The sequence below is a fragment of the uncultured Ruegeria sp. genome (assembly GCF_947497005.1).
Taxonomy (GTDB): Bacteria; Pseudomonadota; Alphaproteobacteria; order Rhodobacterales; family Rhodobacteraceae; genus Ruegeria.
Map to the genome: position 1 here is coordinate 145056 of NZ_CANMFF010000001.1, position 13603 is coordinate 158658.

Here is a 13603-nt window from a genome sequence, read left to right on the forward strand (position 1 = left end):
GTCGGTAAAATATTTATGCTATCGGTAACAGAAAAAACCGCCTAGGTTGAAGCAGGGATCAGATTCGCGAGGGCAAGATGCTGAAAAGCAAAGCTTCTTCAAATGCCACGGACCAAAGAAACATCACTCGCCTGCGCGTATTGGAACAAATCCGGGCCACAGGAACCATTTCGCGAATCGACATCGCCAGCGCCTTGGAGACCAGCCCGGCAACGATCACATCCGCTACTGCCGACCTGCTCTCCGCTGGCCTGATTCAGGAGATAGACGGCGAAACACCTTCGAAGTCGGCCCGTCGCGGCAGACCGCGTGTGCTGCTGAAACTACATGGCGCTTCACATATGATAGCCGGTATGAAGGTAGCCCGGCAGCAGATTTCAGTCATTCTCGTGGATTTCGAAGGAACCGAGATTACGTCGTACACGCATTCACTGGATAAGGCCCGCATGGCCCCAGACGCGTTTGCCAAGAAGATCCGCACAGTGCTTGAACAGGCTTGCGATTCGACGAACCGATCCCTTGCAGATGTATCAGGTGTCTGTATCGGCATCGCTGGTCTTATCGATGCCGAACAGAATTTTGTACATTGGTCATCTTCGCTGACAGAACGAAATGTGGATCTGAGCCCACTGTTGTCCGATGTGCTTCCCTGCCCGGCCTTTATCGAAAACGATGCCAATCTGGTGGCAAAGGCAGAACAGCTTTTCGGGCTGGGCAAGGGGCTGAAGAACTTTCTAGTTGTAACGATCGAACACGGTATCGGTCTGGGCATCGTGCTGGATGGCAAGCTTTATCGCGGCGAGCGCGGATGCGGCGCAGAATTCGGGCATCTCAAGGTTCAGCTGGATGGTGCTTTGTGTCAGTGCGGCCAACGTGGATGCCTTGAGGCCTATGTGGGCGAATACGCTCTGATCCGCGAAGCGACTATTGCCAGCCAGGCCACCGATCCCCACACTCTTGCCGATATTCACGCGTCGGCAAAGGCCGGAGACGCCAGGTCCCTTTCCGTTTTGTCCCGCGCTGGCCAGATGTTCGGTATGGGGATTTCGAACCTGATCAATCTTTTCGACCCCGAGTGCATTATCCTGTCCGGCGCCAGGGGCAGCTTTGACTACCTGCACTCAGACGCGGTGATGGCCCGTATCCAAAATGGTGTTGTCAGCGTTGACGCGTCGTTGCCCGAAATCAAAGTGAACCATTGGGGTGATTCAATGTGGGCCAAGGGCGCGGCGGCCTATGGGATTGAACAAGTCTCGGTCCTTAAAGTCAGGGAATTGGCGGCCCATGCAAATTAAGATTGCGATCCTGTTTGCCGCAGCTTCGACCGCTGCAGCAGACACTCTGCCCCCACGTTTTCAAAGCGTCGATGTCCCAAGCCATGTCTATGACGGTGGCTGGGAACATTTCGTGGGTGGAGGTGCCGCCGTTTTCGACTGTAATGGCGACGATCAACCTGAACTGTTTGTTGCGGGTGGATCAAACCCCGCGCAACTGTTTATCAATACATCCGAAGCGACGGTCAGTTTTCATTCAAACACGCCAAGCCAGATGTCGCTAACCGGTGTGACTGGTGCATACCCCTTGGACATTGATGGCGATGGATTTCTGGACCTGGCGGTTTTGCGGGTGGGCAAAGATCTCTTGCTGCGCGGCAAGCCGGACTGCGCGTTCGAGCCGTTCGAAACGCTGAAATTCCAATCCCAGGACCATTGGACCACTGGCTTTTCCGCGACTTGGGAAAATGGGCAATCCCTGCCGACGCTAGCCTTTGGGACCTATGTCGATCGCAGCAATCCGGATGGACCTTTTGAAGCTTGCGGACCGACGTTGCTGTATCGACCGGAAGGGACAACATATGGCGATCCTATCCACTTGGAGCCCGGTCATTGTTCGTTGTCCATCCTGTTTTCCGACTGGGCGCGCATGGGCCGTGCAGATTTGCGTGTCAGCAATGATCGCCATTACTATGTGCGTGGCGGGCAAGAGCAATTGTGGGCCATGGAAGACACCCCGCGCCTGTACGGGCAAGAAGACGGATGGCTGCCCTATTCGATCTGGGGCATGGGGATTGCCTCGCGGGATTTGACCCGCGACGGATTTCCGGAAGTTTACCTGACCTCGATGGGTGACCAGAAATTCCAGATATTCGATCCCGCATCGGACGGGCCGACATGGCGAGATGCAACCTATGAACGGGGCACAACAGCGCACCGACCGCATGTTGGTGAGGATGGTCGCCCGTCAACCGGCTGGCACGCCCAGTTCGGCGACGTCAATAACGATGGGTTGGACGACATATTTGTCGCCAAAGGCAATGTTGAGCAAATGCCCGATGCGGCACAAACCGATCCCAACAACCTGTTGATGCAGACCGAGGGCGGTCAATTTGCTGAAACAGCTTCAGAAGCTGGTGTCGCTTCGATGGAGAAATCCCGTGGTGGCGCTTTGGCTGATTTCAACGGGGATGGATGGCTGGATTTGGTGGTGGTCAATCGTGGCTCGGACCTAGAGGTTTTTCAGAACGAACCACAAGCTGGCAATTGGATCATGGTGGATCTCGGTCAGAGTCTCCCCAATCACACAGCAGTTGGCAGTTTTATCGAAGTCAAAACGGCCAAAGGCGTACAAACCCGCGAAATCACTATCGGCGGTGGGCATGCGAGCGGAATTATCGGGTTCCACCACTTCGGCTTGGGAGATGCCGAAACCGCAGAAGTGAGGGTAATCTGGCCAGATGGCGAAACCGGTGCATGGCAGACCTTTAGCCCCAACCGGGTGATCCGTTTCCGCCGGTGATCAACGGTCCACGGGCAGTCCGCTGGGAACCGCTTCAGGCACACCCAGCCGCACTGCCGGGTCTTCCAGGGTATTCAGGAAACTCAGGATGGCATCAACCTCTTCATCGTTCAGTCTGATCAGTGCAAGATCGTTTGACGCTGCGATAGCCTCGACATGCTGGGGATCCAGCATGGCCTTTTGGTCCTCTGCCCCGGAAAACTCGGGCAAGTCTGCCTTTTCGATTGAGTAACTGCGCATAGCGGCAACAGGGTCCAGGTGATGGCGCACGACATCTTCAAGCCGCGTGTAGGCTCCGCTGTGGCCATATGGCGCTGTCAGGGTCACATTGCGCAGCGACGGCGTGCGAAACGCGAAGGCATCTTTGGCATCACCCGTAACGCGCAGCCGCCCATCATCCCGAACATGGTTCTCGAACCGGGCTGCTTTTCCGGGGCCGATCTGAGGCATGGCGATGGAATGGAAGCTGTGATCCGTCTGGAACCACCCGGAATGGCAGGTGCTGCACGCTGCGTCTCCGTAAAACAGCTCCATCCCCAGTTGCGCTTGTTCGGGCATCCTTTCTTCACCCCGCATCGCACGATCAAAAAGGCTGTTGTCAGCTCGCCACTCGAACGCAATGAAATCCGCAATGACATTGGCGATTGCGGTAAATGTAATGTCCTCTCCGGGCGCAATCTCTTCAAAACGCTTTTCATATTCCGGTATCACGGCCACGCGCGCTGCGATCAGATCCCAGGCGCCACCCTCTTGTGTCAGCAAGCCGAGGCGTACGGCTTTGCTCACTTCATTTTCGGAATAATGCCCCGCCATTTCGTCTGGCGACAGCACCGGGAACATCGCCTGTGCCGCCAAAGCCGATTTAAACCCCGGCCTCATATGCGTTCCCAAAGGGGTTCTGATGCCATTGGGCTGCGACGGATCTGCCTCGAGGCGGCCGTCATGGAAGAAGGTCGTAAATTCCAGCGCCCCAAGGTTCCACATCGCGGGAGAGTTCCGGGGAATACGCTGCTCGGGCGTGTTGTCTTGGGCGAGCTTGCGCTTGCCCCCCAGCCCTGCTCCACCTTCGCCGACACCCAGCGAGAGCCCGTCTGACGTTCCCAGTTTCGGATGATGACAAGTGGCGCAGCTGATGTTCTTGTTCCCTGACAGGATCGGATCGTAAAACAGCAGCTGTCCCAATTCCACACTGGATAGGTCCGGTTCGACAAATTCGGGTTGCGGACCAAGGTCTTGTGCCTGAGCAACTGAAAGCGTCAAGCAGATGCCTACAGCACTCGTCGCGACTTGAATCCTCATGATCGATCCTCAGAAATTTCCAATATCAGTGTTTGTTGATACGGGTTGCCCTGCGTGTGGATTACGGACGGGAACGAAGGGATATTAACGGCGTTCGGATAACCTGAGGGTTCAATGCAAAACCCCGCACCCGGCATGAATGGACCCGACAGATGAGCCGCAGAATAGACCTGTGCGCCGGGTTGGTCCGAGTAGACATTCATCCTCAACCCCAAAGGAGTTTCGACCTCAGCAACAGGATGGGCTAGGTTCACGTCCTCCTCAAACACAAAATAATGGTCCAGTTCATGCCTGTCCTCATCCATGGTGCGTGACAACGAGAAATCTGGCACCCCTCGTCCAACACCGGTCACCACTCCGGATGGAACCGATAGCTCGTCCAACTCCAACACCCGGTGCGACTTCAGCTTAAGACGGCAGCTCAGAATACCCTGCGGGCAGCCCAGAGTGTAATAATTGTGCTGGGCAATGCTGATCGGTGTAGGGCGATCCGGTCGCGCCGTGATCGTGTAAGTCAGGCGCGGATATGCCAGTTCGACACGCAGCTCAAACTTGACCTCTCCGGGAAATCCACCTTCGCCGTCTGGTGAGGTAAAGGACAGAACAGCCTGATTTGGCGCGGATTTCACGATACTCCAGTGTTGGTGTGACAGCCCATCCAGACCGCTGTGCAGTGTGGTCGGCCCCTCATTTGCCGTCAGATGATGATCGCCCCCCTGCAATGAAAACTGCGCCCCACCGATACGGTTGGCCACGCGCCCCACAATCGCACCAAGATAAAACGGGTCCGACAGATATTCCTGCGGATTTTCATAGCCCAATATCAAAGGTGTATCGCCAAGCCACCAACCCTGCGTGATTGCGCCATAGCTCAATACCGAAACGGACATATCGCCGTCTTGAAGTAAGACCTGGTCGATAACCATAGATTTGTAATCAGCCGTCATCGGGCAGCAATGGGGGCCAGAGCGTCGTAGTACTGTCGATACCGCTGAAATTCGGCCTCATAGGCGTTAGACAACTCGGCGCGTGGTTCGACACGCTCGGCGACCTCAGGGGACAGCATTATATCCTTAGGGTTGGCGCCTTGTACCGCGCAGGCGGCAAGACGTGCAGCACCTATGGCCGCGCCGAACTCGCTCCCTTTGGGCAGAGCAAGCGGCGTGTTCAGAACCGTCGCCAGCGTTTCCAGCCAAAAGCGCGACCTCGCGCCGCCACCGACAACCAACAGACTTTCGGGTTTGGTGCCCGTGCTCTTGAGCGCTTCAAGACAATCGCGCATGGCAAAGGAAACCCCCTCCATCACGGATTGCGTCAAATTCGCGGGTTCGGATGCTATATCCAGTCCCAGAAACGCTCCGCGTATGGCGCTGTCGTTATGAGGCGTCCGTTCCCCGGACAGGTACGGCAGGAAGGTGATCTGTGATGGCCCATTCACCTTATCCGGCAGGGCCGATGCCAGTGCGCTGACTGGTTGGCCAAGATTACGGGACAGCCAGTTGAGGCTGTTGGTGGCCGACAGGATCACACCCATTTGAATCCAGCGATCCGGCACCGCGTGACAGAAACAATGAACAGCGGTTTCCGGCGCGGGCGCATAACTTTCCTTCGCGACCAGCAGCACCCCCGACGTCCCCAATGATAGAAACCCGTTCCCCTCGCTAATGCTTCCGATGCCGCAAGCTGCCGCTGCGTTATCCCCTGCCCCTCCCGCAACTATTATGGGCCCTGTCAGGCCCCATTGCTGCAAGATCTTTGGTCGCAGTTCACCTCCAGCCGCGCTGCCCTCAACCAGTTCGGGCATCTGGTCCCGGCGCATGTGGCTCAGGTCCAGCGCGGTGTCCGACCATTCACGTTTTCCAACATCCAACCATGCCGTACCTGCACTGTCGGACAGGTCCCCGACATATGATCCCGTGAGCCAGAAGCGCAGATAGTCTTTCGGAAGCAACACTTTGCATGTCTTTGCAAACACGTCCGGTTCATGCCCGCGCACCCATTCCAGCTTGGGTGCAGTGAATCCCGGAAAAACAATATTCCCGGTGATCGACCGCATTGAAGGTAGCCCATCCAGTTCCGCAGCTTCCTTTGCGGATCTCATGTCGTTCCAAAGGATACAGGGCCGCAGCACTTTGCCATCCCGATCCAGCAACGTAGCGCCGTGCATATGCCCGCTCAGCCCAATTCCGCGCACCGCCGAGAATGCGGCTCCGTTCAACTCGCGCAATTGGGCAACGACTTTTTGACAGGCCTCTATCCAATCGGACGGATCTTGCTCTGACCAGCCGGGATGCGGAGTAGATGTGTCCACACCTGCCTCAGCTTCGGCAATGACGTCGCCCTTTTCGCTGACCACAATTCCCCGAAGACCTGACGTCCCCAAATCCAGTCCGAGATACACGTGTTTCCCCCCTCGTATGCAGTACAGACCGTTGGCGCAACAAGGCGCTTTGAGCCAATGTCAGTTCTTCTCAACACAGTTTGCGCTAACGTAACAGGACGAAACAAGAGATGGCACCCAATTTTGTGAGGAACTTCAAAGAACGCTTTGAAACATAGGAACACACGATCAAGGTTTAACTGAACTAAGCTGGTCCAGAAAATTTTTCCAATTGCCTGACGCTGATTTCCCGGAAAGAGTTCAAGCAGTTCTCGATTTGCTGATTTCGTACTGACGGCCCGTCTAGCAATGAAATCAGCCGCAAGAAGGAATTCGTCGAATGAAGTCACATGCCAAAGTTGTTATCGTTGGCGGCGGGTGCGTCGGGGCTTCGATCCTCTATGGATTGACCCAGCACGGGTGCGCCGATGCAGTCATGCTGGAGCGGACCACGCTGACCTCTGGTTCCACCTGGCATGCAGCCGGTTTGCTGATAACCTTTGTGCGGTCCCACAACGTGTCAAAGATGACGATGGAAACCATCCGTATCTATTCCGAAGTCGAAAAGAGGATGGGCGCGTCGGTTGGGCTGCGCAAAGTGGGCCAGCTGCGCGTTGCCAATACGCAGGAACGTTGGGATGAGTTCCAGTCCTATATCTCGATTGCCGAGGCTGCTGGTGGGCCTGCAAACTGTTGACGCCAGAGGAAATCGCCGAAGTTCACCCGCTTCTGAACCAATCAGAGCATATTCACGGTGGCATCCTGCATACCGAGGACGGCTATGTGAATCCTGCCGACATCACCATGGCAATAGCCAAACTGGCGCGGGACGCTGGTGCCAAGGTTTTTCAGAACATCGAAGCGCAAGCATATGAAAAGCTTGAAAACGGTCATTGGAAAGTGTCAACCGTTCAAGGCGAGGTTACATGCGAGCATCTGGTCTTTGCGACCGGTAACTATGCCCGCGAGAACGCGCGCCGTGTTGGTTTGGATCTTCCCTGCATTCCAATCGTTCACCAATACTGGACAACGGAAACCGTTCCGCTGCTCAAGGAACGTCGCGCGCAAGGCTTGCCCGAGTTCCCGATCCTGAGGGATGAGGATTACGGCGCGTATCTACGCGAAGATGTGGGCGTCATTCAGTTCAGCCCCTATGAGTTCACCAAAGACCTCAAGCTGTTCGCCGAAGATCGCGTACCGCCAGATTTTGGCGCAGATCTGCTGCCCGAGGATTTCGACGCCGTAGAGGCGCAGTGGGAACGCGCCATCGAGCGGGTGCCGACACTTGGTGAGGTAGGGATCAAAGCCAATACGCGCGGTCCGTTCCAGATGACACCGGACGAGTTGCCTCTGGCCGGACCTGCACCGGGGCATGACAACCTGTGGCTGGCCGAAGGCATGCCTGGAGGCATTTTGTGGGGCGGTACCGTCGGTGAACGTCTGGCCCGATGGATCGTCGATGGCGATCCAGGCATGGATATGTCGGAACTCGACCCGCGTCGGTTCTCTGACTACGCGTCCAAACGGTGGACCATAGACAAGGTACGCGAAACCTGGGGTACTCACATGAAGGCGCACATCCCCGGTGAAGATTTTCCTGACGCGCGCCCGATGAAAACAATGGGGTCCTACGATTTGCTGACAGCGCACGGTGCCGTCTGGGCCAGCTTCAACGGATATGAGTTCCCGCGCTGGTTCGCCAATTCACCCGAGGAAGCTGTACCCGAACATTCTTTCCGTCGCACCAACCACAAGGAACGGGTGCGCGAAGAGGTGCGCACCACCCGTGAAAAGGTCGGGTTCATCGAGATGTCGCCAATGACTAAATTCACCGTGCGTGGACCGGGTGCCGCTGAATGGCTGGATGGATTGATTGCGAACAGACTGCCCAAAGTCGGCAGAATAACCCTGTCGCTATTGTTGAATGCCAACGGAGGCATGGATGCGGAATACACGATTGTCCGCTATGCCGAGAATGATTTCTATCTGATCTCGACCCCGAACTGGCGCGCCTATAATTGGGATCAATTGCAACGCCTGCTGCCCAAAGATAACTCGGTCCTCCTCGACGATAAATCGGAACAGCTGGGCGTGATTGCGCTGGCGGGGCGCAAGGCGCGCGAGATGCTGCAACCGTTGACTGACAATGACCTGTCGAATGGAACCTTCCCCTGGCTTTCTGCGCAAATGGGGGAAGTGGGCTATGCCAAGGGTGTTCATCTGCTTCGCGTGTCCTACACGGGTGAGCTGGGATGAGAACTGCACCATACGGTCGGGTACAACCGCCATCTTGTCGATCTGATGTTGAAGGCCGGAGTGAAACCGTTCGGGCTTGAGGCACTGGACTCCATGCGCCTTGAGAAATCCTGTCGCGCAATCAATCACGAGATTTGCAAGGACATGACACCGTGTGAGGCCAGCCTCTAACGGTTTGTGGTGACCGAGGGGCGCGACTTCATCGGTAAAACGGCACTTCTGAAGCAGAAAGGGGAAGGCACGCACCAGCGGTTGGTCACGTTGAATCTGCCCTTTGGCGAAACCTCGGTAATGTTTGACGAAGGTGTTTACGCACATGGCAAATTGATTGGCCGCGTTACGTCGGGCGGGTTCTCTTATTATTGCAACCACGACATTGCGATGGCACTGGTACCACAAGACACGACTGAACCCGGCACGAAGATGCAGGTGATGGTCCACAATGAAATGCGCGACGCCGAGGTCATCGATACATGTGCCGTTGATCCGCAAGCACACGTGCGCGCGCCTGACCGCGAAGAGACAAAGATTGGATTTGAACAGATGACCGAACAATCGACCAAAACGCTTTCTCTTGCCGAGGTTCGGGAGCTGGCCAAATCTGTTCTTGTGTCTGCCGGGGTGGACTCACGCGGAAGCGATGTTCTCGCGGATATTGTCACCCGGTCTGAACGGGACGGCCCACGCAGCCATGGACTGCGCATGTTGCCGGTCTATGTCCAAAGCTTTTCTTCGGGCTATGCGAACGGTCACGCCAAGCCCAAGATAGAAAAATCTGCTCCGGGCGTTCTACGTTGTGATGCTGATAACGGGTATTATCAGGTCGCAGCAGCAGAAGCCCGCGAGGCGTTGATCGCGCTGGCACAGGAAAACGGCATTGCCGCTTTCACTTGCGCAAACTGTCACCATTTGGGTGCGTTGCGTTTTGACACCGAACCGCTGGCCGAAGCCGGTCTGGTTGCTTTCGCCGTGATCAACTCATTGTCGATGGTAGTGCCGCAAGGAGGGGTTCGCCCGGTATTTGGCACCAACCCGATGTCCTTTGCCTGCCCACGTGAAGGCGACGCACCCGTGGTCTGGGATCAGGCCTCTTCGATGGTGGCCCTCATGGATATCCGTATGGCCGCGGCCGAAGGGCACGACCTGCCCCGCCCTGCTGGCCTTGACCCTCAAGGCGCGCCCAGCACAGACCCAAATGCCATCCTTGAAACTCGCAGCTTATTGCCATTCGGAGAGCATAAAGGGGCCGCAATAGCCTTCATGGTTGAGGTGTTGGGGGCCGCGCTGGCGGGCGGAACCCTTTCCGTGAACAATGAAGAACGCGAGTCATTCGGTGCGCTGAACATCAAAGGCGGCGCGACACTGATTGCAATTGATCCGACCCGGTTCGGCAACACGGCCTTCAACGAATACATCGCGCGCATCTGCGCCGAGATTTCCGACAATGGCGAGGCCCGTGTTCCGGGGGACGGCCGGCTGGCAAAACGCGCAGCAGCCGAAGCCGACGGCATTGAGGTGAGTAACGAGGTACTCGCCGCTCTCACCTGAATTCGAGGAAAACTGGCCGTTGAACTTATTCTGCGGCACCAGTCCTGATTGTCCGTCGCTCTGCCTTAATGACCGCCGAAATAGGCTTCCAACAGGCGCGTGTCATTCCGCAACTCGTCGGCAGTGCCCGACGTCTGCATGCGCCCGGATTCCAAAACATAGATGCGGCTGGCAAGCGACAGCGCGAAATTGGCGTTCTGTTCGGTAATCACAACGGTCAGGCCGTATTCCTTGTTCAGCTGACGGACGACTTCGGCAATCTCATGGCAGATTTTCGGGGCAAGGCCGATTGTCGGCTCATCAACAAGCAGCAATTCTGGACTGGTCATCAGGGCCCGCCCAAAGGACACCATTTGTCTCTCCCCGCCGGATTGGGTCGACGTCTCTTGCCCTTCCCGTTCTTCCAGACGCGGGAACAGCTTGTGCACCATCTCAAGGTTGTTTTCGATGTCGTCACGAGCGGTGAACGCGCCCACCATCAGGTTGTCGCGCACCGACATATAGGGAAACAGGTTGAACCGCTCGGGCGCATAGCCAACCCCATGGCGCACGATCTCCGAAGGCGTTCGACCGGCAAGGCTGTGCCCTCGCAATCGGATATCGCCCTCGGTTTTCACAAGGCCCATGATGCTGTCCAGCAGGGTGGATTTGCCTGCGCCGTTCGGACCCACCACAGCGACAATCTCGCCGGGCTGTACCGTGATCGAAATGTCGGTCAAGGCCTGTGCTTTGCCATAAAACGCGGACAGGTTCTCGATTTCCAGATAGGACATCAGACACCCCCAAGATACGAGGCCTGAACGGCCGTGTCATTCATCACGTCACTGAACGAGCCTTCGGCAATCATGGTGCCCCGCTCGATGGCAATGGCGCGGTCAATCAGCGGTTCCAGCGCTGGTAAATCATGACTGACAATCAGAAAGGTCATCCCGTCCTTGCGCATGGATTGAATGAGGTCTGAAATCTGCGCGATTTCGCCAACAGTCAAACCTGCAAACACCTCATCCAGCAACATGACACGCGGAGCCGTGGCCATTGTGCGCGCCATCTCTAATTTACGCAAATCGCCCATGGCCAGTTCAGCAGGTGAGCGACCCAGATCCGTTTCTGAAAACCCGACGCTCAGCGCAAGCTCTTTTTCCCGGTCTGTATCCGGGCGCGAAACGATCATACGCCAGATATCATCCGGCATAAGGCCCACCCGGATGTTTTCGGCAACACTCATGTCGCCGAACGGACGCGGGATCTGATAGGTTCTGCTGACCCCGGCCCGAATGCGCTGAGGTGTCGAGAGGCCTGAGATCTCTTGCCCGAACAACTCGATTGTACCGCTGTTCTGCCGCAGTTCACCCATGATCTGACTGAAGACCGTTGTCTTGCCCGCGCCATTCGGTCCGATCAGGCCCAGCGACTCTCCTTCTTGCAAGGAAAAAGACAAATCATTCGTCGCCACCAAACCACCAAATCGCTTGACCAGACCAGAAACTTGCAGCGCTGCGGTCATGCCAACCCCCCCTTCCGCAGCCGCTGAAAACCGCGTTGCGCAAGTTCAACCAGTCCCTTTGGCTGATACATATAGAGAAGCAGCGCGATGGCACCGTAGACGAAATACCTCTCGGCCCCAGGCAGTACCGGGCGCAGGTATTCCAGAAGGAACGTCATAAAGAAGGCGCCGATCATCGGACCGATAATGGTCGACGTTCCACCCAGCAGAGCCGCAACGATAATGGTGAACAGGAAATTGATATCGAACAGTGCGCGGGGCGCAAGTGAGCCCAGATAATGGACATAAAACGCCCCACCCAGCCCAGCGATAAGAGCGCTGGTCAGGAACGCAAACGCCTTGAGCCGCGTAGTACTGAGACCTGAACCACGAACGCTTTCCTCATTCATTCCAATGGCGGCCAAGGCGGTTCCAATCCGGGTTTTCATCAGCAGCCACATGCTGACTGCAACGCTTAGCATCAGGGCCGTGGACAAATAATATCCGTTGGCCGCGCCACGTGTGAGAGTTTGTATCCCTGACATACCACGTGTACCGCCGGTGAGATCCGGGCGGATCACCTGCACCAGCTGATAGAGCAGCTCCATGAACGCCAGCGTGACCAACGCAAAATAACTGCCGCGAATGCGCAGGGCTGGCAACAACACCAGAAGACCGGCGATCATGGTGACCACTACAGCCACAGGGATCGAGATTTCGACCGGCACGTCGAACCGTTTGGTCAGGATCGCGGTTGTATAGGCCCCGATACCGATCAGGAAGGGATGACCGAAACTCACGTACCCCGTCCGGCCCGACAGCACGTCCCAGCTAATGGCGAAGATGGCCAGGTAATTGGCAAAGATCATCGTGCGCAGCGTGCCGTTTGATACGACCTGAGGCAGCAGAAACATACCGGAGATCAGGCCGCCCCAGAGAACATAGTGAAACCAGCGCAGGCCCATATTATAACTCCTCGCGGCCAAACAGGCCCTGCGGCCGGGTCACCAGCACTCCGATGATCAGCAGCATGGTAAAGACGCCGCGCAGTTCCGGCGCCAGAGTTGCCACCACGATGACTTCGAGAAATCCGACGATATGGGCGACCACCAGTGTACCGATGATCGATCCGATGCCTCCCACAATGACGACAGCCACCGAGATAATCAAAGGCGCGACCCACATGGATGGCGATAACTGCGTGTAGCTGGCAAAAAAAACACCGCCCAGCGCACCCAATGCGCCCGAGATACCCCATGTGATCAGGTTTATCCGGTCCGGGTCGATCCCCGAAATCGCCGCCCCTTTGGCATCCATCGACACCGCCTGCATCGCCCGCCCAGTATGCGTCAGACGCACAAAGGCATACAGCCCCAACAGAATGGCCCAACTGATCAGCGTTGCGATCAGAATGTTATAGGTGACGGATGCCCCCGCTACGTTGATCACGCCCGGTACAATCGGCAGCAGGATCTTGCTGCTGTCCCCAAAAACCAAAACGATCCCCGCCTGTATAACCACCGCAAGGATCAACGTCGAAATTTCGACTGCTACGTGATCCCCTTTGAGCGTCTTAACGATCAGGCGGTATTTCAGAACGCCCATCAGAACGCCCAGTAGTGCGGCCACGGCAACACCCATCAGCTTGGGCATTCCCAGCGTCTGGGACACCCAGAAATACATGTACCCGCCGACCATCAGATAGGCACCGTAGGCCAGATTCAGGACACGCCCGATGCTGAAGATCAGCGTGAAGCCCATTGCGATAAGCGCGTAGAGACCACTGAGCAAAAGCCCCTGGATCAGTATTTGCAACATATAAGGATCCCTGGCTGCGGGCG

Annotated in this window: 11 protein-coding genes and 1 pseudogene; 5 read left to right on the forward strand and 7 right to left on the reverse strand. The window is 56.5% G+C overall.

The window, feature by feature from the left end; translation table 11 throughout:
* The first annotated feature begins 77 nt into the window (after nucleotides 1-77).
* On the forward strand, nucleotides 78-1295 hold the full coding sequence (locus Q0816_RS00760; protein ID WP_298846376.1) for an ROK family transcriptional regulator: 1218 nt from the start codon (nucleotides 78-80) through the stop codon (nucleotides 1293-1295).
* Nucleotides 1285-2796: a CRTAC1 family protein gene (locus Q0816_RS00765; RefSeq protein ID WP_298846381.1), complete on the forward strand. Its 1512-nt coding sequence runs from the start codon at nucleotides 1285-1287 to the stop codon at nucleotides 2794-2796. The genes Q0816_RS00760 and Q0816_RS00765 overlap by 11 nt, the downstream gene beginning before the upstream one ends.
* Here the strand turns inward: Q0816_RS00765 and Q0816_RS00770 are convergent, their stop codons facing one another.
* The 3 genes from Q0816_RS00770 to xylB are packed head-to-tail and all read right to left on the reverse strand — an operon-like array spanning nucleotide 2797 to nucleotide 6496.
* Nucleotides 2797-4095 carry a cytochrome c peroxidase gene (locus tag Q0816_RS00770; protein ID WP_298846384.1) on the reverse strand — a complete coding sequence of 433 codons (1299 nt, stop codon included), beginning with the start codon at nucleotides 4093-4095 and terminating at the stop codon, nucleotides 2797-2799.
* A complete protein-coding gene (locus Q0816_RS00775; RefSeq protein WP_367180445.1) occupies nucleotides 4092-5042 on the reverse strand; it encodes an aldose epimerase family protein in 951 nt (316 codons plus the stop codon). The genes Q0816_RS00770 and Q0816_RS00775 overlap by 4 nt, the downstream gene beginning before the upstream one ends.
* Complete coding sequence (xylB, locus tag Q0816_RS00780) at nucleotides 5039-6496, reverse strand: xylulokinase (protein WP_298846390.1); 1458 nt, start codon at nucleotides 6494-6496, stop codon at nucleotides 5039-5041. Before xylB ends, Q0816_RS00775 begins: the two co-directional genes overlap by 4 nt.
* 319 nt (nucleotides 6497-6815) lie before the next feature.
* Here xylB and Q0816_RS00785 point away from each other — a divergent pair, with 319 nt between their 5' ends.
* From Q0816_RS00785 to Q0816_RS00795, 3 genes and pseudogenes are all read left to right on the forward strand, one after another.
* A complete protein-coding gene (locus tag Q0816_RS00785) occupies nucleotides 6816-7172 on the forward strand; it encodes an FAD-dependent oxidoreductase (protein WP_298846393.1) in 357 nt (118 codons plus the stop codon).
* Nucleotides 7169-8902, forward strand: a pseudogene (locus Q0816_RS00790) (FAD-dependent oxidoreductase). The gene Q0816_RS00785 and the pseudogene Q0816_RS00790 overlap by 4 nt, the downstream one beginning before the upstream one ends.
* Nucleotides 8903-8911: 9 nt before the next feature.
* Nucleotides 8912-10279, forward strand: a complete 1368-nt coding sequence (locus Q0816_RS00795) for an Ldh family oxidoreductase (RefSeq protein ID WP_298846396.1) — start codon at nucleotides 8912-8914, stop codon at nucleotides 10277-10279.
* Nucleotides 10280-10344: 65 nt separating this feature from the next.
* On the opposite strand, the gene Q0816_RS00800 is transcribed toward Q0816_RS00795, so the two are convergent.
* Genes Q0816_RS00800 through Q0816_RS00815 form a run of 4 tightly spaced genes read right to left on the reverse strand, consistent with a single transcriptional unit; the run spans nucleotide 10345 to nucleotide 13580 of the window.
* Nucleotides 10345-11052 (reverse strand): ABC transporter ATP-binding protein, encoded by a 708-nt coding sequence (locus Q0816_RS00800; protein WP_298846399.1) that lies wholly within the window; start codon nucleotides 11050-11052, stop codon nucleotides 10345-10347.
* Nucleotides 11052-11783, reverse strand: a complete 732-nt coding sequence (locus Q0816_RS00805) for an ABC transporter ATP-binding protein (RefSeq protein ID WP_298846402.1) — start codon at nucleotides 11781-11783, stop codon at nucleotides 11052-11054. Before Q0816_RS00805 ends, Q0816_RS00800 begins: the two co-directional genes overlap by 1 nt.
* Nucleotides 11780-12727, reverse strand: a complete 948-nt coding sequence (locus Q0816_RS00810; RefSeq protein WP_298846405.1) for a branched-chain amino acid ABC transporter permease — start codon at nucleotides 12725-12727, stop codon at nucleotides 11780-11782. The genes Q0816_RS00805 and Q0816_RS00810 overlap by 4 nt, the downstream gene beginning before the upstream one ends.
* Before the next feature lies 1 nt (nucleotide 12728).
* Nucleotides 12729-13580 (reverse strand): branched-chain amino acid ABC transporter permease, encoded by an 852-nt coding sequence (locus tag Q0816_RS00815; RefSeq protein ID WP_298846406.1) that lies wholly within the window; start codon nucleotides 13578-13580, stop codon nucleotides 12729-12731.
* Nucleotides 13581-13603 lie beyond the last annotated feature (23 nt).

What these genes read in the sequence shown, in the direction of transcription:
- Q0816_RS00800 (WP_298846399.1), bottom strand. Translation starts at nt 11,052, where the DNA reads ATGTCCTATCTGGAAATCGAGAACCTGTCCGCGTTTTATGGCAAAGCA.
- Q0816_RS00815 (WP_298846406.1), bottom strand. Translation starts at nt 13,580, where the DNA reads ATGTTGCAAATACTGATCCAGGGGCTTTTGCTCAGTGGTCTCTACGCG.
- Q0816_RS00785 (WP_298846393.1), top strand. Translation starts at nt 6,816, where the DNA reads ATGAAGTCACATGCCAAAGTTGTTATCGTTGGCGGCGGGTGCGTCGGG.
- Q0816_RS00805 (WP_298846402.1), bottom strand. Translation starts at nt 11,783, where the DNA reads ATGACCGCAGCGCTGCAAGTTTCTGGTCTGGTCAAGCGATTTGGTGGT.
- Q0816_RS00770 (WP_298846384.1), bottom strand. Translation starts at nt 4,095, where the DNA reads ATGAGGATTCAAGTCGCGACGAGTGCTGTAGGCATCTGCTTGACGCTT.
- Q0816_RS00810 (WP_298846405.1), bottom strand. Translation starts at nt 12,727, where the DNA reads ATGGGCCTGCGCTGGTTTCACTATGTTCTCTGGGGCGGCCTGATCTCC.
- Q0816_RS00765 (WP_298846381.1), top strand. Translation starts at nt 1,285, where the DNA reads ATGCAAATTAAGATTGCGATCCTGTTTGCCGCAGCTTCGACCGCTGCA.
- Q0816_RS00760 (WP_298846376.1), top strand. Translation starts at nt 78, where the DNA reads ATGCTGAAAAGCAAAGCTTCTTCAAATGCCACGGACCAAAGAAACATC.
- Q0816_RS00775 (WP_367180445.1), bottom strand. Translation starts at nt 5,042, where the DNA reads ATGACGGCTGATTACAAATCTATGGTTATCGACCAGGTCTTACTTCAA.